Consider the following 21,937-nt stretch of genomic DNA (forward strand, 5'->3'; position numbering starts at 1 on the left):
AAATATTGATCAAATTGATTTTGCACGGCCTGAGTTGCTGTACCTGCTGCTTATCATTCCGGTGATGCTTGCATGGTATATTTATAAATATTCAAAGAGCCAGCCGACTTTGCAGGTTTCATCCATTGAACCCTTTAACAAGCAACCAGGTTCGCTGCGCCTGTGGCTCACACATCTGATGTTTTTATTGCGGATTCTTGCAGTGGCTTTGCTCATTCTGGCCATTGCACGCCCGCAGTCAAGTTTGCGGCGTCAGGATGTAACAGTTGAAGGCATTGATATAATGATTGCTTTGGATATTTCGGGCAGTATGCTGGCTGAGGATTTTAAGCCAAATCGGATAGAAGCATCCAAAGACCTCGCGATTGAGTTCATACAAAACAGGCCCAACGACAGGCTGGGATTGGTGGTGTTTTCAGGTGAGAGTTTTACACAATGTCCGCTCACCATTGACCATGCGGTATTGATCAATCTTTTCAGGGATGTAAGTTCAGGTATGATCCAGGACGGAACAGCAATCGGTGATGGACTGGCAATTGCAGTTGACCGGCTCCGAAACAGCAAGGCCGTTAGCAAAGTGGCCATCTTAATCACAGATGGGGTCAATAATATGGGCTCTGTTGATCCGCTTACTGCTGCTGAAATGGCGAAACTGTATGGCATCAGGGTCTATTCCATAGGAGTTGGCAGTATGGGTATGGCGCCTTTCCCGGTTCAGACACCTTTTGGCAAAAGGCATCAGATGGTGGAAGTGAAGATTGATGAAGACCTGCTGAAGGAAGTATCGGGCATGACGGATGCTAAGTACTTCAGGGCAACCTCCAACGAAAGACTTAAATTAATTTATGAGGAAATTGATGAGCTTGAAAGAACTAAAATTGATGTAACAGAATATAAAAGGAGAGTTGATGAGTTCAGGCCGCTTGCTTTACTGGCGCTTATACTCCTGCTCATTGAAATGGTATTGAGGTACACGGTTTTCAGAACTCTTCCATAGTGTTCGTACTTAAAAAATTTAATTTGATAGGCTATTTATAAATATGATCCGTTTTGAAAACATAGAATTTCTGAATTACTTGTGGGTGATACCCGCACTGGTTGTACTTTTCCTTTTGTTCTTACGGTGGAAGCGCATCACTTTAAAGAAATACGGTGATTTCAAAGTAATCTCCAGGCTGATTCCCGACAGATCAATATTCAGGCATTGGTTCAAATTTGCCTTGCTTGCCTTTGCCGTCGCGTTCCTGGTTATCGGTATTGCGAACCCCCAGATCGGATCGCAATTGGAGAAAGAAGAGCGCAAAGGTGTTGATATAATCATTGCGCTGGATGTATCGAATAGTATGATGGCCGAAGATATTAAGCCCAGCAGGATTGAACGGGCCAGGCAAGCTGTGTCGCGTTTTATTGATCGCATCAGCGACGATCGCATTGGCCTGATTGCTTTTGCCGGAAAAGCATTTCCGCTTTTACCGCTCACCGATGATTACGCAGCCGCCAAAATGTTTTTGGCCAATGCCAGCACTGATATAGTATCAGAACAAGGCACTTCGATCTCTGATGCCATTGACCTATCTATCCGTTCATTTCCGCAGGGACCACAAGGCAAAGCATTGGTGATCATTACCGATGGAGAAGATCATGAAGGCGAAGTGCTTGCAAAAGTTGAAGAAGCAGTGAGTAAAGGAATTGTAATACATACCATCGGAATCGGCTCAACTCAGGGGGTTCCCATACCGCAATACCGTAACAATGTGCGGGTAGGCTTTCGGACATCACGTGATGGACAAACTGTTATTACACGCTTGAATGAGTCAATGCTACAGCAAATAGCTGCAGCCGGACAAGGATCTTATGTGAGGGCAACCAACGCGCAGTTCGGCCTTTCACGCATTTTTGAAGAAATCAATAATATGGAAAAAGGCGAATTTCAAGGAAAAGTGTTTGCAGAGTACGAGGGCAGGTATTATTACTTTCTCTATCTTGCCTTATTACTGCTATTGCTTGAACAAATAATATTTGAACGCAGCAACAGGTGGTTGCGCAACCTTGGCCGTTTGATCCCGATCTTGCTTCTTCTGCTTAGTTTTGATGCACAAGCGCAAAGCGAAAATCAAAATATTAGAAGGGGAAATAAGAATTTTGAAAATGAAAAGTTTCAGAATGCTGAATTGGATTATCGCAAAGCCCTGGAAAAGAATGAAAACTCATTTCGCGGAAATTTCAATCTCGGCAACTCTGTTTACCGGCAGGAGAATTACGAAGAAGCGGCCAATGCATTTCAGCGGGCTATTGTGAACCAAACGGATAAAAATGAGCGCTCCAAAGCTTTTTATAATTTTGGCAATTCCATGTTGATGAATCAGCAAATACCTGAAAGTATTGAAGCCTATAAAAATGCGTTGCGGTTAAACCCTGACGATGAAGATGCAAGGCATAACCTGGCTTACGCTCAACAACTGCTTCAGCAACAGCAGGAGCAACAGCAACAACAGCAAGAGGAGGGAGATGATAAAGACGACAATCAGGATCAGAAAAATGACCAGCAGCAGGAACAGCAACAAGATGAGGACCAGGAACAGGATGATCAGCAAGAGCCAGGTGAGCAGCAGCAAAAGGAATCCGGACAACCTCAGCAAATTTCACGACAGGAAGCCGAGCGAATGCTGCAGGCGCTGAAAGAGGATGAAGAAAAAACGATGGAAAAGATAAAGGAGCAAAGGTTCAGACAGCAAAAAGTTGGAGTGGAAAAAGATTGGTAGATGCTAAGAATGTAGAATGGAGAAGGCAGAATGTAACATTTTTAAAAATAGTTGCGGGATTGCTTTTTTTGTGATGCAGTTCCCGAATCACTTCGTTCTCGGGATTTTCTTCGCTCAAGTTGCAGTGATTTAGTTTGGGGTTTTTGCCAACTGCAGACTGCCAACTGCCAACTTCTCACTGAAGGGCTTTTCTCTGGAACGGTGAAAAATTGAATCTGGAATTTTGAATCTTGAATTTGTAAATAATAAAAGTCAAGGGAAGTGAGTTGTTTAGTATTGAAATGATGAAGCTGAGATTTTACATAACATTATTCCTTATTATTATTCTGCTTCCCGCAATGCTGGTGGCCCAGAATGTCAGCTTTACTGCCTCGGCACCTGCGGAGGTTCAGGCTGGGCAGCAATTCAGGCTGGTTTACTCAATCAATGCTGAGGCTGATAACTTTACACCACCTGAATTTACTGATCTTGCTGTCCTTGGCGGTCCAAACCAATCGTCAAGTTCAAGCATACAGATCATCAACAACCAGGTAACACGTACAACTACTTTCACCTTTACATACACACTGGCAGCCACCAGGGAAGGCAGTTTTACCATTCCGGCGGCAAAAGTCAGGTCAGGTGGAAAGCAATATAGTTCCAACCCGGTTACAATTAAGGTCAGAGCGGCATCTTCGTCGCAACCGGGCACCCAATCACCTCAGGGTTCGCAAACCCTAGGTGCTATCAGCAACAAAGATGTTTTCCTCAGGGCCAGTGTTGATAAGTCCGACCCATACATGGGCGAACAGATTATTCTTACTTACCGCCTCTACACCCGGATTCCGGTTTCAAATTATCATATCGAGCAATCGCCTGCCCAGTCGGGTTTTTGGGCCGAAGAGCTTTTACAGGATCAGACAAAGTTGCTGCAATATACTGATGTGGTTGATGGCCAGCAATACACGGTGGCAGAGATCAGGAAAGTGGCGCTGTTTCCTCAACGTTCCGGGAAACTAAGCATTGATCCTCTGGGTGTTGAAATTGTAGCCCGTGTTCAGCAGCAAGGTCAGCGACGCAGGACGGGAGATCCATTTTTCGATAACTTTTTTGATGACCCGTTCTTTGCTTCACGCTACCAGAATGTTAACCACACTTTGCGATCGAACGCCATAAATATTGATGTTAAACCGCTTCCGGTGCAAGGAAGGCCTGCTGAATTCAGCGGCGCTGTCGGCGATTTCAGCATGCGTGCAACGATTGATAAAACAGAAGTGGCTGCCAACGAACCCATTAACCTGAAAGTTGTTGTTAGCGGTAAAGGCAATGTAAGATTGATTGATAAAGTGAACTTCCAGTTCCCGCCATCTTTTGAGTTGTACGAACCAAAAATTAATTCTGATGTAAAAACAACGCAAGCCGGGGTTTCAGGTTCAAGAACCCTCGATTACCTTATAATTCCAAGATCGGCGGGGAATTTTACCATCAAACCGGCTGCGTTCAGTTATTTCCATCCTGTGCGAGGCGAATATATTACCCTGAACACGCCAGAGTTTGCCTTTAATATTGCACGCGGCGAAGGCTCTGACCCGGCAATCGGTCCAGGCAGCGGCGACCAGCAGGCAGTGCAGTACATCGCTTCCGACATCCGGTTCATCAAGCAGTGGCCGTTCAGGATCACTACCATTGGGTCGCACTTTTTTGGTTCACCAAAGTTTTATGTGCTTTATCTCATACCCTTTGTTCTGTTTGGGTTGTTCCTGTTTCTGCTTCGCAATCATATCAAAAATAGCCGCGATATCGCCAGGGTTAAGAACCGTCGTGCCACAGGCATTGCACGCAAGAGACTGAAACAAGCTGCTGAGTTTCTGAAATTGCGAATGAGCGAAAAGTTTTTCAACGAACTTTCGCAAGCATTATGGGGTTATCTGAGCGACAAATTCAATATCCCGCTTTCCGGCTTATCTCTTGAAACCGTTAGGGAGCGACTTGAGGGAAGGTCAGTAAATGCTGAGTTTATCAATGATTTTATTGAGGTACTTGAACAATGCGAATATGCACGTTTCGCGCCCGGCGATAAAACCCAGGCTATGGATCAGTTATATGAAAAAGCCCTCACCCTGATCACAACTATCGAAAAAGAACTCCGATGATGACAGCACGAAAATACATACAAATCATTGGCTTAGTGCTCTTTTGGGTACTCATTGTTTCTTTGTGGCCTATCAAAAGTAGTATTGCGAACCCTGAACCAGAAACAATAAAGCAAGCCAATCTCGAATATGCAGCAGGTTTTTATGATCATGCTCTTGAGTTATATTTATCTGTTATAGAAGCTGGCTATGTTTCTCCTGAACTGTATTATAATCTTGGGAATACCTATTTCAAGCTCAACAGAATCCCCGAGGCAATCCTCAATTATGAGCGCGCGATGAAACTTGATCCCGGTGACGAAAATACTCAGTTTAACCTTGAACTGGCCCGTGCGCGAACCATTGATAAGATAGAATCTATCCCGGAACTTTTCTACCAACGCTGGTTCCGATTGCTTGTTAACTCATATCATGCTGACGGTTGGGGAACGATAAGCATTGTTTTTTTGTTTTTATCACTCATACTGGCTGTGGTGTTTCTTATCACCGTCAGGCGATGGCTGCGGATTTTTTCATTTTACCTTGCGGCCCTGTTCCTTGTATTATCTCTTTCAACATTGGGGCTTGCCTACGTGCAGCAGCAACAGCTAACAGAAAAGCCTGAAGCAATTATTTTTGATCCTTCAGTAACTGTAAAAAGTTCTCCTTCCGATGCCAGCATTGATCTTTTTGTGATCCATGAAGGAACCAAAGTACTTATCACCGACCAGGTAGGGGAGTGGTATGAAGTACGCATAGCCAGCGGCAGCATCGGCTGGCTGAAAACGGATGTGGTGGAGAAAATCTGAACCTGGAGTTTTTTGCATGAACACAGCCACTGTTCAAAAGTGCCTAATACGGTTTTGAACCAATTACCCATTTCATAATTGATTCGCACTTTCCCGGAAGATTATTTATCTATTTTAGCAGTGCGAATAAAAGAAGCCTGATCCGAGGCTGTTTTGATTTTTAGCTGTTGTAATATTATGAAGAAAATCATCCTCATTTCTTGTGTCAGTAAAAAGCTTGAGCACAAAGCCAAAGCAAAAGACCTATACATCAGTCCCTTGTTCGTAAAGAATCTGCAATATGCAGAAACACTTAATCCAGATCAGATTTATATTCTTTCGGCAAAATACGGTTTGCTGCATCTCAATGATGAGATTGAATCATATGATGTTACGCTTAACAATATGTCCACTCTCCAAATAAGGGAATGGGCTGAGGGGGTTTTGAATCAATTAAGACTGGTAACTGATTTAGAATACGATGAATTCATATTTCTTGCCGGCAACAACTACAGAAAGTACTTACTACCACATCTAAAGCACTATAATTTACCGATGGAAGGTTTGAGCATTGGCAAGCAACTGCAATGGCTTACAAAAAATATCCGCCATGAGTAATCATTGTCAGGTTTTGCATCAGTTTTTTAATGGCAGGAAAAGATTTTCATTCCCTTTTGATGAAAGCCAATTGCCTCTAAATGGTATCTACATCTTGTTTGAAAAAGGAGAACACGCTCATGATGGAGACCGGATCACCCGCATCGGTGCGCACACTGGAACCAATCAACTCAGGTTCAGATTATTTCAACATTTCGTGATAGAAAACAAAGACAGAAGCATTTTCCGAAAAAACATTGGCAGGGCCATATTGAATCGTAACAATGATTCCTTTCTGGAGAAATGGGAATTGGATCTGACTTCATGGGAGGCAAAACAAAATTTTTCGGCATCCATTGATTTTAATAAACAGAAAGATGTTGAACTACAAGTCTCCAGACATATTCAGGAAAACTTTTCATTTGTGGTTTTCCACGTGGATGACATGGTCGAGCGTTTATATATAGAAAAACGACTGATTGCAACTATTTCAAATTGCACTGAATGCAAGCCGTCCGAAAACTGGTTTGGAAAATTTTCAACAAAAGGAAAGATCAGAATCAGTGGCCTCTGGCAGGAGCAGCATTTATGGAAAAAACCATTTTCAGAAGGAGAAATGTCAGAGATCGAAGCCTTGATTAAGAACCATTAGTTTAAATTTAAAGGATTTTTCAAGAAGATGCCTTTTTAGCGTAAACCCATTATCCATGATCAAATCCTACCTCAAGCAAATCATCAAAACTACCACACAGGGCGATGCAAGGGAAGAAAGCTATTATGCCCATCTGTCGGATTTCCTCATGGCGTTTGCCATTGGCATTGGAAAGACAAAAACCCAGATAACTACGTTGCCCAAGGCAACTGAAGCCGGTAATCCTGATTTCAGGGTGTGGGATGGGGATCAGAACATTGTTGGTTATATTGAAGCCAAAAAACCAGGCGAAAACCTGGATGTGATTGAACGTTCGGGGCAATTGAAACGATATCTAAAAACTTTTCCAAATGTAATCCTCACCGACTTTTATGAATTCCGGCTTTACCGCAAGGGCGAAATAATTGATAAGACCTTTATTGCCCGTGCCTCACTTGCGAGGAAAGGAATTCCACCTCCAATAGAAAACGAAGAAAAGTTCTTAGCTCTGCTCGAAAAGTTCTTTGCATTCTCCCTGCCGAAAGTCACCACAGCTGCTCAACTTGCCAAAGAACTGGCCATTCGTACCCGTTTTTTGCGTGATGAAGTGATCAGTGTTGAAATGGAGCAGCAGCAGAAAGGCAAAGGCGAACTTTATGGGTTTTACGAAACCTTCAGGCAATTTTTGATTGCCAATCTGAATGAAAAGGATTTTGCCGACTTGTTTTCTCAAACCATTACTTACGGACTTTTCGCCGCACGCACAAGAAGCACCAACGGTTTCAACCGCAAGCTTGCGTATGATTTAATTCCGCGAACCATCGGAATTTTACGGAACGTGTTCAGGTTTGTTTCTCAGGGTGATTTGCCCAAGCACATGGAAGTAATGATTGACGACATTGCAGAAGTTTTGAACGCTGCCGATGCCATGAACATCCTTCACCAATATTTCAAAGCTGGCAAAGGTGAAGATCCCATTGTGCATTTTTATGAAACCTTTCTGAGCGAATACGATCCAGCCACCCGCGAAAAGCGTGGTGTTTATTATACACCAGAACCTGTGGTGCGTTACATTGTGCGTAGTGTGCACCAGGTGCTGAAAACACATTTCAATCTTGATGATGGCCTGGCTAGCCAAGAAGTAACCCTGTTGGACCCGGCAGGGGGCACGCTAACCTTTCCTGCCGAAGCCATCAAACTGGCTGTTAAAGAGTACAGTGACAAATACGGCGATGGCGGCGTTCATAAACTCATCAGCGAACATATTTTGCCTAATTTTTATGCCTTTGAGCTGATGATGGCGCCTTATGCCATTGGCCATATTAAAATCAGCTTTTTACTGGAAGAACTTGGCTACACCATGAAGGACGATGAGCGTTTCAAGCTCTACCTCACCAATACGCTCGACATGGAAGACCTGAGCCAGACCCGCATCCCAGGCCTTGAAAGTCTGAGCGACGAAAGTCATGAAGCAGGCAAGGTAAAAAAGAACGAACCGATACTAGTGATTATGGGTAATCCGCCATACTCGGCCAACTCTGCCAATTATAATGACTGGACAGAGAAATTACTCAAAGAAAATATTGACGGAGCACAAAGTTATTACAAAGTAGATGGTAGCTCTCTAAACGAGCATAATCCCAAATTGCTTCAGGATGATTATGTGAAATTCCTGCGCTTTGCCCAATGGAAAATACATAAGGCCGGTTGTGGCATTGTTGGCATGATTACAAATCACGGATTTTTAAATAATGTGACGTTTCGCGGCATGAGACAAAGCCTTCTGAATACTTTTAATGAAATATATATCACCGATTTACACGGAGATAGTCAGAAAAAGGAAAAGGCTCCAGATGGTAGTAAAGATGAAAATGTGTTTGACATCACCAAAGGAACTGCCATTAGTATTTTTATTAAAAAACCAGGTGCCAAAGGCTGCTCAATATTTCATAACGACGTATTTGGCCTTAGGCAAATCAAATACAATTGGTTGGACAACAAAGAATTCATCCAAGATAATTACAATCAGCTTTCACCAGTAACTCCCTGGTATTTCTTTATCCCACGTCAGACAAAGGAAATAGAATACTATAATGATTGGTTGAGCATCTCAGAAATTTTTCCTTTGAACTCCGGTGGCATCAAAACACACAGAGATAATTTCGTAATAGATTTTAATAGGTCAAACCTTGAAGCTAGACTACGACAATTTCGCAACCTAAGTTTCCCAAAAGAGTTTTTTCAGGAAGCTTATAATTTGAAGGAATCTTCTACATTTAAAATTGAATTAGCGAGAAATAAAGTCATCGCTGATCAACAGATATTTGAAAAAATTATCAAAATTAATTACCGCCCTTTTGATATGCGTTTTGTTGTATTTTCAGATTCCCTAGTTGATAGGACAAGAAGAGAAGTCATGCAGCACATGACTAGTGAGAATTTGGCAATAATCTCAACAAGACTAAATCGCCAAATTAGCATTGGCTACTTTTTTATAACAGATGGCTTAATTGATGTTCACCTTTTAGATAATGCACAGGATTCCATTAGTGTTGCACCGCTTTATATCTATGAAATTCCAGAAAAGAAGAGAACAAGTATCCAAAGCATGATGCTTTTCGAACCCGCACCTGAATACGACAAAACGGGCAGGAAGCCTAACATAGCACCCAAAGTTTTTGAATCACTTGAGAGATCGTATGGACACAAACCTTCGCCAGAGCGAATCATGTATTACTGTTATGCGGTTATGTATAGTAATGCTTACAGGGAAAAATACGCTGAGTTCCTGAAGATTGATTTCCCACGCATTCCCTTCACCGGCAATTCTGATCTATTCACGCAATTGGCTGGACTTGGCGAAGAACTTTCCCAGTTGCATTTGCTTAAAAGCAAAGCCTTGAACAAGCCTGTTGCCAGGTATTGGGGCCAAGGCGAGGATGTGATTGAGAAAACGGTTTACAAGGCTGATACAGGCCGGGTTTATATTAACGCTAACAAGTATTTTGAAGGTATCATACCAGAAATGTGGAATTACCATATCGGCGGTTACCAGGTGCTGGAAAAATACCTCAAAGACCGCAAAGGCCGCCAGATGTCAGATCCGGCCACCTATTGCAAAATCGCTACATCCATTGCAGAAACGATTAAAATACAGAGAGCGATTGACCCTTTGTTTGAGGAGGTGGAGAAGAGTGTTCTTGAAATGACCATGTAGGATAAACTCTTTAACTCATTTTACTCTTACTGTGACCGCGATTATTAACTTTGCTAAAATTTGAAAGCTATGGCTCAGGAAGCAATTAAACTCGAACTAATAGAATGGGTTACACGGCTTAATAGTAAGGAAACCATATATTATCTGAAAGCCATTAAGGACGAAGTCAGTACACACAACGATTGGTGGGATGATCATTCTGATGAACAAAAAGCCGGTATTGAGCGTGGATTAAAAGGATAGACGATGGCCGGATTGTTTCACACACAGACGTCAGAGAGCGTTATGGTTTCTAAATATCCTGTTATTTGGTCAGAAGAAGCTATCAGAAATTTGGAAAGCATCCTTGAATACCTTAGTGCAAGATGGACACTACGTGAGGTTTAAAATTTCGAGTACTTTCAGGCAAAATAGCGCTCCTGATTGTCAAAAATGCATTGATAGATATTGGTTATTCTCAAGAGTAATGCAACTCATCTTATAATGAATCTAAGTGTAAATATTTATATTTATGAAATTGTTAAACCTGGCACATGGCTAGTAAGCGATAGCTCTCAGAGGTCGTGGGAAATTCAGAGTATTCTGAGAAATATTGAAAGTTTGTTTTTTGATGCAAATCTTGCACTGAATCTGTTCATGAGTTCATTCTCTCGTGAAATAATTAACATTTCAAAAGAACAATGGGAATCAGATGCAATCCGAAGGGATCAAATTAGAAAAGAAGTTGAGACAAGGTTTAGCAATCCTTTTGACCATAAAAACTGGGATGAAATCCATTTTCAAACAGAAATGATCTTTAAGCGAGAACAATGGCGATCTGGAAGAATTCCTCCTGAATTTGAAAATGGTTTGGCATTTATGCATGCAAGAGCTTTTCTTTATTCTTTAGACCTAATTGATAAATTCATCAGCGTTTTAGAGAATATGGAGGGAACGCCTGAAAAGATTAAAAAAATACATCAAATGTTTACTGCAAATTTTCCTGATCTTAGAGGAGTTAGAAATACGACACAGCATTTGGAAGATAGAGCGAGAGGATTAGGTGCAGGCAGAAGTCCAAAACCACTTGAGCTAAAAGCTATCAATAACCGACTTGTTAAAAGTGAATCAGGAGCATTAATCTTGAATAGCTTAAATGGTACTAAATATGGCAACACTATGGCAGATGGTCATTATGGGGAAGTAGATGTTTCTCCGTCTTCAATGCAGATTTTATCTTCATTGTTTCAAGAAATATTGAATTGCTTTGAGTGGACAGGTCCTCCTGTACATTTACCAAGTATATGATACACAGAAAGATATGGTGAATACAGGAGGGGATTCCGCTTTAAACCCAAGTTCTTTTACCGATAGGCAAAGATTAAGAATGACACTAAGACATCTATGATAATCCGCCAAATCCGCCTCATCAGCGTTCCATCTTCCAAACATCCGATAAAACAAACTTTCCTTAACATTCATTGTTATAACTGAACATCAAATGTTCTCTGATTTAGTATTCGGAAATTGAAAAGACTTTCAGTTTAGAATCTGCCTGTTATTTTTGTCCTAAACCTCCCATCATTGCTTGCTTTGTGAAATTCCCGCTGACCGGATTTGATATTCTGGTCTGCAATTCGAAATTATTTGTAAGTCACAATTAAAATCAATTACTATGACACAGGATAATGATAAAGATATCATCACTGTAAAAGCTACAATCAATGCCCCGATTGAAAAAGTCTGGAAACTCTGGACTGATCCAAAACATATTATTCACTGGAATAATGCATCAGACGATTGGCATACAACAAAAGCAGAAAATGATTTAAAGCCAGGTGGAAAATTCCTTTCAAGAATGGAGGCAAAAGATGGCAGCTTCGGCTTCGACTTTACCGGAACATACGAAAACGTAGAGCAGCCAAAGAAAATTAAGTATTTATTGGACGACGGCAGAAGAGTAAAAATCACATTTGACTCAGCTGGCAAAACTACAACCGTAACTGAAACTTTTGAGGCAGAACAAACTAATCCTTTAGAATTGCAGCAAAACGGCTGGCAGGCTATTCTTGATAATTTCAAAAAACATGTTGAAACATCCGGGTAATTTGAAATGATGCAATTTGATCAGAAATTAATGCTAACCTATTACTCCTTGTCTCCTGCTTAACGACTGAAGTTGCAAACCAGTTTGAATTGGTTAAGCAACCATGAAAGTAAAAGGTGAAAGCCTTTTTGCCTGGATTGTATAATTTAGCTGGCGGTTTCAGCACAAACATACAATCATGGACGTAGAACAGTCATACAACATTTGGGCAAGCCAATACGACACCAACCAAAACAAAACCAGGGATCTGGAAGCGGTTGCGCTGAGAGAAACCCTTTCCGGTTTTCAATTCAACAATTGTCTTGAAATCGGCTGTGGCACCGGTAAGAATACCGAGTGGCTGCTTGGAATCGCTGAGCATGTTACTGCTATTGACATCTCGGAAGAAATGCTGTTAAAGGCAAAATCAAAAATCCAATCCCAAAGGGTAATCTTCCTGCAAGCCGACATAACCCGAGAATGGCTATTTGCAAATAAGAAATATGATCTTGTTACTTTCAGTCTTGTATTGGAACACATCGAAAATCTGGATGAGATTCTAAGAAAAGTCGCTATTGTGGTTAAACCCAGGGCATATATTTATATAGGAGAATTGCACCCATTCAAACAATATTCCGGAACGAAGGCAAGATTTGATACATCCGAAGGGCAACAGATTGTGCAGTGCTATGATCATCACATTTCCAATTTTACACAAGCGGCAAAAATTCACGGCTTCGCACTTGTTGATCTCAATGAATATTTCGATGAAAGCAACAGAACCCTGACTCCACGGATTCTGACGCTGTTATTGAGGAAAATATGATTCTTGGCTGGTGATATTCCTTTTATATTTTCCTGGCCCTATAGTCAGATGCTTCTCACTCAACCAGCAATGTTTGGTCTGTTCTTTTCTGAATCTCTATATTTGCCTTACACTCAAAACTCACTTAATCATGAAAAAAGAAGAAATTCAGGATAAGATTGAATCTAAATTCCGCAAGAAGGTTCAGAGCGATAAGAATATAAGAAACGCTTATTTGCTGGTTCATTCCGAAAAACTTGGAATTCATCTCAATCTGGCCGAAGGCGAAACAGAAGGCCAGCCGGCAAACCCGCAACAACCGCATTACATGGCCAGTGTGGGTAAAATATTTACTGCAACGCTTATAGGTATCTTTCATGATCAGGGCAAACTTTCCTTTGATGATCCTATCGCAAAATACCTTGACACGGAACTGATGAATGGGCTGAATGTTTTTAAAGGCACCGATTATTCAGGCGATATAAAAATCTGCCATTTATTAAATCAGTCATCGGGTTTGAATGATGTTTTCTATCATTTGTTGGAAAAAATCAAAAAGAACCCTGAAACAATCACGCCTCGTGCAGCTGTAATTTGGGGTAAGAACAATCTTAAACCCAAAGGAAAACCAGGTGAAAAGCATTTTTATACCGATACGAATTACTTTTTGCTTGGGCTCATCGTGGAAAACATAACTAAAATGCCATTCCACGCGTCGTTACACAAATTCATTTTTGAACCACTTGGGATGCAACATGCATTCATGCAAGGCTATTCAGAGCCGAAAGTTAAATCCGGATTACCAAAGGCTGGATTTTATATAAAAGGACTGAACCCCTCAACCGTTGCGGGATTTTACGACATTGACTATGCCGGCGGCGGCGTGGTGGCTACATCCGAAGAATATATGATATTCATGAAAGCGTTGGTGAACAATCGCCTGGTCAAGCCCGTAACCCTGCAGCGTATGCTTTTGGATGACAAGCGCTCCATGCCCAATTTCCGCTATGGCTACGCTATTTGGAAAACCATCACAATTCCATTATTGCTCCCTGAAAAGTATAATTGCTGGGGTTGTGCCGGAGCCACAGGAGCTTACCTGTTTTACCATCCAAAAACTGAGACCTTTTTAGTCATCAATTTCAATGATTTCGCTTACCGGTCAAAAGCGTTTGTGTTTTTACTGAGGAAAGTGATCAGGGAATTATTGAAGTATAGTTAAGCTGCTTTTGCCACAATCCCGCCACTATTTCACAGCATCCCTGTATCACAAAAATCCCTACCTTTACCCCAATTTCAAACAGTATTAACAGCATTATGCCATTATATGCTTATCATCAGTAAACTACAGATAGACTTATCAGGCCTTGTAGGCGTTAGCCCAAAACTAACAATGTATGTAATTGTGCCGGTGGCAATCATTGTATTTGCCATCATTATTTCAAATGTTTTCCGGGCGCTGATGCATCGTTATTTTGAACGTTCCTCGCGTTTGCTTCATGTGGATCCAACCCGCTACAAGTTTTTTAAGAACGCAGTAAGTTTTATCATTTTCCTTGTTGCGGTCACAATCATCTTTTACACCATTCCGGAATTGAAAACCATCGGCGTGTCACTTTTCGCAGGTGCCGGTATTTTAGCCATCATCATTGGATTTGCCTCGCAGGCTGCTTTCGCGAACATCATTTCAGGGATTTTCATCGTTACATCAAAACCCTTTCGCGTTGGCGATTTCATAAAAATCAGTGAAGAATATGTTGGAACCGTGGAAGATATAACCCTGAGGCACACAGTGATCAGGAATAATGAAAACCGGCGGATAATAATTCCCAACTCAGTAATCAATAACCAAACCATTATCAACAGCAATATTGTGGATGAAAAAGTTTGTGCGCTTATTGAGGTAGGTATCAGTTACGACAGCAGTATTGACCTTGCAATCCAAATCATACAGGAAGAGGTAATGAAGCATCCTTTTGCGCTTGATAACCGGACTGATGAGGAAAAAACTGAAGGCATGCCTGTGGTCACCGTGAGGGTGATGGGTTTTGGAGAATCGTCGGTAAATCTTCGCGCTTACGCCTGGGCTTCTACACCCCTAAATGCTTTCATCTTGCGAACCGATTTATATAAAATCATCAAAGAACGTTTTGACACCGAAGGCGTTGAAATTCCTTTCCCTTACCGTACGATCGTAATTAAGGATCAAACAAAAGATTCTAAATGAAAGAGCGCAAAATAAAATCATGGAAAAAACCAGGTGTATCGCCCGGCACACTTATTTATACACGAGAAAAGGTACAGGACAATGTTAGCCTGCAACTTATCCAATACACCGAAAAAGATTTCAACTCGTGGGAAGAAAAATCTATTGAAGGACTTGTAGGCAAGATTGATAAAAATAAGATTAACTGGATCAACATTAATGGTCTCCACGATACAGCACTCATTGAATTTGTTGGAAATTATTTTGGAATACACCCACTTGTGCTTGAAGATGTTCTGCATACTGAACACATGCCAAAGCTCGACGATTACGATGCTTACCTGTTCCTGACCCTGAAGATGCTTAGACTTAACGGGAAACGCATTGAACAGGAACATATCAGCATGATCCTCGGCGATTATTTTGTGATCACATTCCAGGAAAAAGACGGCGATATTTTCGACATTTTAAGAGAACGTCTGAAAGCTGGCAAAGGCCGTTTGCGTATGCGCCAGGCCGACTACCTATATTATCGTCTGCTCGATACCGTTGTTGATAATTATTATTTAGTAACTGATGTACTTGAGGAAAGCCTTGAAAAGATTGAAGAAACCCTGCTGAAACAGAAACCCGATGGTATTTCGGAAAAAATCCTTGACGAGAAAAAGAAAATGATTTCATTGCGGCGTAGCATCATTCCACTGAGGGAGGAATTCCGCAAATTCAGGCAAAAAGAGTTTCATCTCATCCAGCCCGAAACCTACAGTTTCTTGGATGATGTTTTTGACCACCTCACACATCTTAGTCATTCTCTCGACAGCTTTCGTGATCTCACAACCAGCTTACTTGAGTTACAAATGGCAGTAAATTCGAACCGTATGAATGATGTGATGAAAACGCTGACAATTTATGCAGCCATCTTTATGCCACTCACTTTCATCGCAGGTATTTATGGAATGAATTTTCACCGCATGCCTGAACTCGGATGGTATTGGGGTTACCCCCTGGCTTTGGGCGCTATGGCAGTAATTGCCATTTTTATGGTGTTTTATATGAAACGCAAAAAATGGATGTAAACCCTCGTGGCTGATGAAACGAATAGGAATTCTTTCTGATACCCACGGCGCGCTTCCTGCCTCCCTCACTGATTTCTTTAAAGATGTTGATGAAATCTGGCATGCCGGCGATATAGGGAGTATTGATGTGGCAACCAGATTGCAAGCATTTAAACCTTTGCGCGCAGTGTATGGTAATATTGATGGTACAGTTGTGCGTCAAAGTTTTCCTGAGAACCATATCTTTATATGTGAGCAGATGAAAGTGTTGATGACACATATCGGTGGTTATCCCGGGAAATACGATCCCCTTGCAAGGGCTTTAATCGCTTCCGAAAAGCCTGATATTTTTATCTGCGGGCATTCGCATATTCTCAAGGTAATTTATGACCAGAAGTATAAGTTGCTGCATATAAACCCCGGAGCAGCCGGCAATTCAGGATTGCACCGGCAAATAACAATGGTAAGATGTGTTATTGATTTGGATCGAATCCGCGATCTTGAAATTTATGACCTGCTCCGTGCCAACGCGATGTAACTTCCGGCTATCGTAAGCGGTCAGCAGCTTTCACTTTTTTTTCATCGTTCAATACCCCGCGCATGGCGAGCACAAGCAGAATCAGCACGATCAAGGGAAAATAGATACCTGCTTTATACTCAACATCAAGCGTTGTTCCTTCGGCTTTGAAGCTTTTGATGATGTTATCAATGTAGCCGAAGTAAAGAACAATGATAAATGAAATGTCAATTAAAATAGCAAAACGGATTATCCTGGCCTGGAGCAAACGGTTCTTGTAAATAAATATGCTGAAGAGGATCAGTACGATAAGAATCACCACCATGGTAATCAGGGGAATGGTGTTAATTTTTAGGAATGTTTCATCTGAAATACCGTCGAGGCTCAGATAGAAGTAATACAAATCGCTGTAGAAATTTGCAATAGGGAAGAAAAACATAACCACAATTGCAATGGCTGCCAGGAAAAGATAAACGGATTGAATTCGCTGTATCATGTTGTTGACTTGTGTTGGATTAGGGTGCAAAGATACTGTAACCAGTGTAAAGTGCAAAGGGCCAAGACCCAAATTCCAAGACCCAAATTCCAAGACCCAAGTCTCAAGACCCAAATTCCAAGTTCAAAGTTCAAAATTCAAAGAGACAAGAAACAAGAGACAAGAAAAAAGGAATGGGGGACGAAGGGACGAAGAGAATAGCAACCAGTAACCAGTAACCAGCAACAACCGTTTGGCCATTGTTTAACAACTGTATGACTACAGTATTCCCACAATTCACTAATTTTGCCGACTTCAAAAACTAACTCAGAAATTCAATGACGAATTCAGAAATTGCGAGCCGCTACGAACCAGCACTAACAGAACAAAAATGGTACGACTACTGGATGCAGCAAGGCTTCTTCCGTTCCGAGCCCGACAACCGTCCTCCCTATACGATCGTTATTCCACCCCCGAATGTCACAGGTGTGCTCCACATGGGTCACATGCTTAACAATACTATCCAGGATATTCTGGTACGCCGTGCCCGTATGAAGGGATTCAACGCTTTATGGCTTCCCGGCACTGATCATGCAAGCATTGCTACTGAAGCAAAGGTAGTTGCAAAGCTTCGGGGAGAGGGCATTGAAAAAGCACAGTTAACACGCGATGAATTTCTGAAACATGCCTGGGAATGGAAAGAAAAACACGGGGGCATCATCCTCGAACAGTTAAAAAAACTCGGCGCTTCCTGCGACTGGGATCGCACAAGTTTTACGATGGATGAGCACATGTACGACTCAGTTATTGATGTTTTTATTGACCTCCATAAAAAAGGCTTGATTTACCGCGGCGTACGCATGGTAAACTGGGACCCAAGAGCACTTACAGCCGTATCGGACGAAGAAGTGAATTACCGCGAAGTGCAATCAAAACTTTATTATATCCGCTACCGGGTGGTGGATGCCACTGCCAATGAACTTGCTGATGGAAGGGGATGGGTTACCATTGCAACCACACGCCCTGAAACAATCCTGGGGGATACAGCAGTTTGCGTTCACCCCGAAGACGAAAGGTTCAAGCACTTGCACGGAAAAACCTTGCTGGTTCCGCTGATCAATCGTCCGGTTCCCATTATCCAGGATGAATATGTTGACAGGGAATTTGGTACCGGCGCCCTAAAGATCACACCTGCCCACGATATCAACGACTATAATATCGGATTGAAACATAAGCTTCCAACGATAGATATTTTTAATCCTAACGGCACCTTGAACCAGAACGCTGAGATCTATGTTGGCGAAGATCGTTTTGTGGTTCGGGAAAAAATAACCCATGAGTTGCAGGAGAAAGGCCACATGGTGAAAGTTGAGGACTATGTTAATAAAGTCGGCTTCTCAGAACGTACCGATGAAGTAATTGAACCCAAACTCTCAGTACAATGGTTCTGCAATATGCAGGAAATGGCCAAACCCGCTTTGGATCTTGTAATGAGCGACACTGTACGTTTTCATCCGGCCAAATTCAAAAACACTTACCGGCATTGGATGGAGAATGTGAAAGATTGGTGCATCTCGCGCCAGCTTTGGTGGGGACAGCGGATTCCGGCCTGGTATCTTAGCACTGGTGAAGTTTTTGTTGCCAAAACAGCCGACGAGGCTGCAATAAATGCCAGCAACCAATTGAACAGAAATATTCAGGCCACGGATTTAAAACAGGATGAAGATGTGCTGGATACATGGTTCTCATCATGGTTATGGCCAATTTCGGTTTTTGACGGAATCCGCAAACCTGATAATGCTGACATAAAATACTATTATCCTACCAGCGACCTGGTTACCGCACCTGAAATCATGTTTTTCTGGGTAGCACGTATGATCATGGCCGGTTGGGAGTACCGTCGGGCAATTCCTTTTAAGAATGTATATTACACTGGCATTGTACGCGACAAGCAGGGTCGCAAGATGTCGAAATCCCTTGGCAATTCTCCCGATCCGTTGGAATTGATCAGCAAGCACGGCGCCGATGGAGTTCGTGTTGGGATGATGTTTTTATCGCCTGCCGGCAACGACCTCTTGTTTGATGAATCCTTGTGCGAACAGGGCCGGAATTTCAGCAACAAGATTTGGAACGCCCTGCGCCTTGTTAAAGGCTGGAATGTTGATAACGAAAGCATTCAACCCGACTATGCAAAAGTGGCTTCAAGATGGTTCGAAGCCAGGCTCAATGCGGCCATTATTGCGGTTGAAGATCATTTTGAGAAATTCCGCATTTCTGACGCCTTGATGGCGATTTATAAATTGATCTGGGACGATTTCTGTTCATGGTATCTCGAAATGATCAAACCACCTTTTGGACAGCCTATTGATAAGCAAACGCTGGCTGCCACAGTTGATTTTTTTGAAAGGCTGATGAAACTACTTCATCCTTTTATGCCTTTTATCACCGAAGAAATCTGGCAAATTCTTGCTGAACGCAAATCCGGTGAAAGTATAATGATTGTTGCAGCTCCCCATGCCATTAAACCTGATCAGGACATCATTAGCCGCTTTGACTTTGCATCAGAAGTGATCATCGCCATGCGCAACTTAAGGGCTACCAATAATATTCCCCAAAAACAGCCATTGACATTATTGGTGAAGAAAAATAATGATGAGGCTGCCGATCCGATTTTCGACGGGCTTGTGATCAAATTATGCAACCTAGAACATCTTGGTTATGCCGAAGAGAAAGTGAACGGGGCACTGAGCTTTGTGGTCAAACGAACTGAGTTTTATATTCCGGCTGAGCAAACCGACAACATCGAAGAAAAGATCAGCAAACTGCAGGAAGAACTTGAATACACCAAAGGATTCCTGGTATCGGTTCAGAAAAAGCTTGGCAATGATAAATTTGTTGCGAACGCAAAGCCTGATGTCGTAGTAAGTGAACGACGCAAGGAAAGCGATGCACTTGCCAGGATCAAGGTGCTGGAGGAGCAGATTGCAGGGTTAGTGGGATTATGATGCTGTGTTGCTGTGATGCAGTAATGCTGTATTGGAGTAATGGAATTCTTAATTCAAAATTCCAGTTTTAAGATTCATAAATCTACGAATGACAGCTATTTTGAATCTTAAATTTTGGAATTTGGGTTTTGAACTTTGAATTTTGGGCTTTTGACTTTGATCTTTGAATTTGAAGCCCAGCTACCGAGCCTACTCAAATATTTCCTCGTAAATTTCAGTTTTGCTTTTTTCCTGCTGGTTGAACCGGTGGGTGATGGTGGCCACGCGTTCGCCTAAAGCAATTCCCTTATTGATAAAAACCTCATCAATCTGGCCTTCGCCCTTTGATGCGAAAGGTTCTTCATACGTGATTGCAGATGCGCCAAAGGGCTGCGACCAATCGGGCCCGCTAACGATTATCATTCCAAAGATCATCATGCTGTGCAAAATGCTGAGTTGTGTGATTTCTTCGCCAGCAGAAAATCCTGCCCCGGTTGCAAATGCAGCTCCTATTTTGTTACGCATTTCACCAGTTTCAAAAGGCCATTCCGATAAAAAGACCGAGACCATCGGCGCAACATTGGCATTGTAAACCGGGCTGCCGACAATGATAGCGTCCGCTGCCAGCAAATCCTCCATGGCAACTTTATCAACTGGAAGGATCGTAACTGTAGTACCTTCAATACTTTCAGCACCCTGAACAATGGCTTCTGCCATAGACTTTGTGTGGCCATCGCGACTGTAATACGCAACAAGCACATTAATCTGCGCGGTAACAGTGATGTGGGAAATCAGGAGTATAGCGCCTAATAGAAATGTATTAAGTTTTTTCATGATCATTGATTTTAAATGGTTCGGAATAATTGTGTTCAAAAGTAAGGCTAATTGAATTAATACAACAGGCGATAGCCGGAAATGCTATCGCCTGTTTGTTTTTTTTGTTGAATAACTGTCCGCCCTAATGCTTGATTATCTTTTCAGTTTCTATAACCTTGTCCTTTTGAATTTTAAGGATATAAATTCCTCCGGGCAGGCTTGAAAAGTCGAAATCATAATGCATTTGTCCGTTGAGTTCAGAATGATGAATTTTCTCACCAACTATAGTGTAAACATCAAGTATTATGGTGGATGTTTCAACACTATCATTAAACATGAGCCTCACATTGCCGGTGGTTGGATTTGGAAAAACTTTGAAGAATTTGTCATTTGATTCAATAACAGGAAGAATCTCTGCATTGATGATCTCTTCAGAAGAAAGCATAGATGGGGATTGCGAGCAGTATTCCTCTGATATTCTTGCCCAAACATAAGCTCCCTGTTTCCCATTAAATCCTTCGGAAATTGTAATACGTTCTCCGGCTATAAAATGTGCAATGCCACCATTTTCAACTGTAACACTAGAAACAATGATCGTTCCGGTGGCATCAAAACATGCTTCTTCGCCGTTCCCAATTGTTTCGTTTTGAACCAGTCTTTCAAGAGGAACACTCAATTCAAAATTAGCTACCAGGTTGCGGTTCTCTACTGCATCAAAAATATAGATAGCCTCTGTTGAAATCTCAATACTATTTTCTGTCCAATTCACGAAATGATAGCCTGCGGCTGGTATTGTACTCAGGTTCACAAGCTCGCCATGTTCGTAATCTCCACTTCCTGTTACCGAACCAAAAGTCGGATTGTTAGGCAAGGCAGAAATGGAGTAGGTATTGATCGCGAAATTGGCC

18 protein-coding genes and 1 pseudogene are annotated in these 21,937 nt (G+C 42.0%); 16 read left to right on the plus strand and 3 right to left on the minus strand.

The annotated features are described in order from the left end of the window. Window positions 1–13 precede the first annotated feature (13 nt). The 15 genes and pseudogenes from IH597_06295 (at window position 14) to IH597_06365 (ending at window position 16,775) form a co-directional block, all read left to right on the plus strand. The gene (locus tag IH597_06295) at window positions 14–997 is read left to right on the plus strand and encodes a VWA domain-containing protein (protein MBE0662061.1); all 984 of its coding nucleotides are present in this window, start codon (window positions 14–16) and stop codon (window positions 995–997) included. 43 nt (window positions 998–1,040) lie between these two features. Then, window positions 1,041–2,762, plus strand: coding sequence for a VWA domain-containing protein (locus IH597_06300; protein MBE0662062.1), 1,722 nt, complete (start codon window positions 1,041–1,043; stop codon window positions 2,760–2,762). A gap of 281 nt (window positions 2,763–3,043) precedes the next feature. Further along, window positions 3,044–4,894 carry a protein BatD gene (locus IH597_06305; GenBank protein ID MBE0662063.1) on the plus strand — a complete coding sequence of 617 codons (1,851 nt, stop codon included), beginning with the start codon at window positions 3,044–3,046 and terminating at the stop codon, window positions 4,892–4,894. Beyond that, window positions 4,891–5,682, plus strand: a complete 792-nt coding sequence (locus IH597_06310) for a tetratricopeptide repeat protein (GenBank protein MBE0662064.1) — start codon at window positions 4,891–4,893, stop codon at window positions 5,680–5,682. The genes IH597_06305 and IH597_06310 overlap by 4 nt, the downstream gene beginning before the upstream one ends. A gap of 177 nt (window positions 5,683–5,859) precedes the next feature. Further along, entirely contained in the window at window positions 5,860–6,279 is a 420-nt protein-coding gene (locus IH597_06315) for a hypothetical protein (GenBank protein MBE0662065.1), read from the plus strand. Further along, window positions 6,272–6,910, plus strand: a complete 639-nt coding sequence (locus tag IH597_06320) for a hypothetical protein (GenBank protein MBE0662066.1) — start codon at window positions 6,272–6,274, stop codon at window positions 6,908–6,910. The genes IH597_06315 and IH597_06320 overlap by 8 nt, the downstream gene beginning before the upstream one ends. 55 nt (window positions 6,911–6,965) lie before the next feature. Continuing rightward, the gene (locus IH597_06325; GenBank protein ID MBE0662067.1) at window positions 6,966–10,106 is read left to right on the plus strand and encodes an N-6 DNA methylase; all 3,141 of its coding nucleotides are present in this window, start codon (window positions 6,966–6,968) and stop codon (window positions 10,104–10,106) included. Window positions 10,107–10,175: 69 nt separating this feature from the next. Beyond that, window positions 10,176–10,402: pseudogene (locus IH597_06330) on the plus strand (hypothetical protein). Window positions 10,403–10,607: 205 nt separating this feature from the next. Further along, window positions 10,608–11,393, plus strand: a complete 786-nt coding sequence (locus IH597_06335) for a hypothetical protein (protein MBE0662068.1) — start codon at window positions 10,608–10,610, stop codon at window positions 11,391–11,393. Window positions 11,394–11,760: 367 nt separating this feature from the next. Next, a complete protein-coding gene (locus tag IH597_06340; protein ID MBE0662069.1) occupies window positions 11,761–12,192 on the plus strand; it encodes an SRPBCC family protein in 432 nt (143 codons plus the stop codon). Window positions 12,193–12,370: 178 nt separating this feature from the next. Continuing rightward, complete coding sequence (locus IH597_06345; protein MBE0662070.1) at window positions 12,371–12,997, plus strand: class I SAM-dependent methyltransferase; 627 nt, start codon at window positions 12,371–12,373, stop codon at window positions 12,995–12,997. Between the two features lie 130 nt (window positions 12,998–13,127). Beyond that, a complete protein-coding gene (locus IH597_06350) occupies window positions 13,128–14,198 on the plus strand; it encodes a beta-lactamase family protein (protein MBE0662071.1) in 1,071 nt (356 codons plus the stop codon). A 171-nt stretch (window positions 14,199–14,369) separates the two neighbouring features. After that, on the plus strand, window positions 14,370–15,203 hold the full coding sequence (locus IH597_06355; GenBank protein ID MBE0662072.1) for a mechanosensitive ion channel family protein: 834 nt from the start codon (window positions 14,370–14,372) through the stop codon (window positions 15,201–15,203). Beyond that, complete coding sequence (gene corA, locus IH597_06360; GenBank protein MBE0662073.1) at window positions 15,200–16,258, plus strand: magnesium/cobalt transporter CorA; 1,059 nt, start codon at window positions 15,200–15,202, stop codon at window positions 16,256–16,258. The genes IH597_06355 and corA overlap by 4 nt, the downstream gene beginning before the upstream one ends. Window positions 16,259–16,271: 13 nt before the next feature. Further along, window positions 16,272–16,775: a metallophosphoesterase family protein gene (locus tag IH597_06365; GenBank protein MBE0662074.1), complete on the plus strand. Its 504-nt coding sequence runs from the start codon at window positions 16,272–16,274 to the stop codon at window positions 16,773–16,775. A gap of 7 nt (window positions 16,776–16,782) precedes the next feature. Here the strand turns inward: IH597_06365 and IH597_06370 are convergent, their stop codons facing one another. Continuing rightward, the gene (locus IH597_06370) at window positions 16,783–17,250 is read right to left on the minus strand and encodes a DUF4293 domain-containing protein (protein MBE0662075.1); all 468 of its coding nucleotides are present in this window, start codon (window positions 17,248–17,250) and stop codon (window positions 16,783–16,785) included. Window positions 17,251–17,567: 317 nt separating this feature from the next. On the opposite strand from IH597_06370, the gene IH597_06375 reads away from it, so the two are divergent. Continuing rightward, complete coding sequence (locus tag IH597_06375) at window positions 17,568–20,234, plus strand: valine--tRNA ligase (GenBank protein ID MBE0662076.1); 2,667 nt, start codon at window positions 17,568–17,570, stop codon at window positions 20,232–20,234. A 189-nt stretch (window positions 20,235–20,423) separates the two neighbouring features. Here the strand turns inward: IH597_06375 and IH597_06380 are convergent, their stop codons facing one another. Then, window positions 20,424–21,047: an NAD(P)H-dependent oxidoreductase gene (locus IH597_06380; protein MBE0662077.1), complete on the minus strand. Its 624-nt coding sequence runs from the start codon at window positions 21,045–21,047 to the stop codon at window positions 20,424–20,426. 124 nt (window positions 21,048–21,171) lie between these two features. Then, on the minus strand, window positions 21,172–21,937 hold a 766-nt coding region (locus IH597_06385), incomplete at its 5' end, for a T9SS type A sorting domain-containing protein (protein MBE0662078.1).

Source organism: Bacteroidales bacterium, from assembly GCA_014860575.1.
Classification (GTDB): Bacteria; Bacteroidota; Bacteroidia; order Bacteroidales; family JAAYJT01; genus JAAYJT01.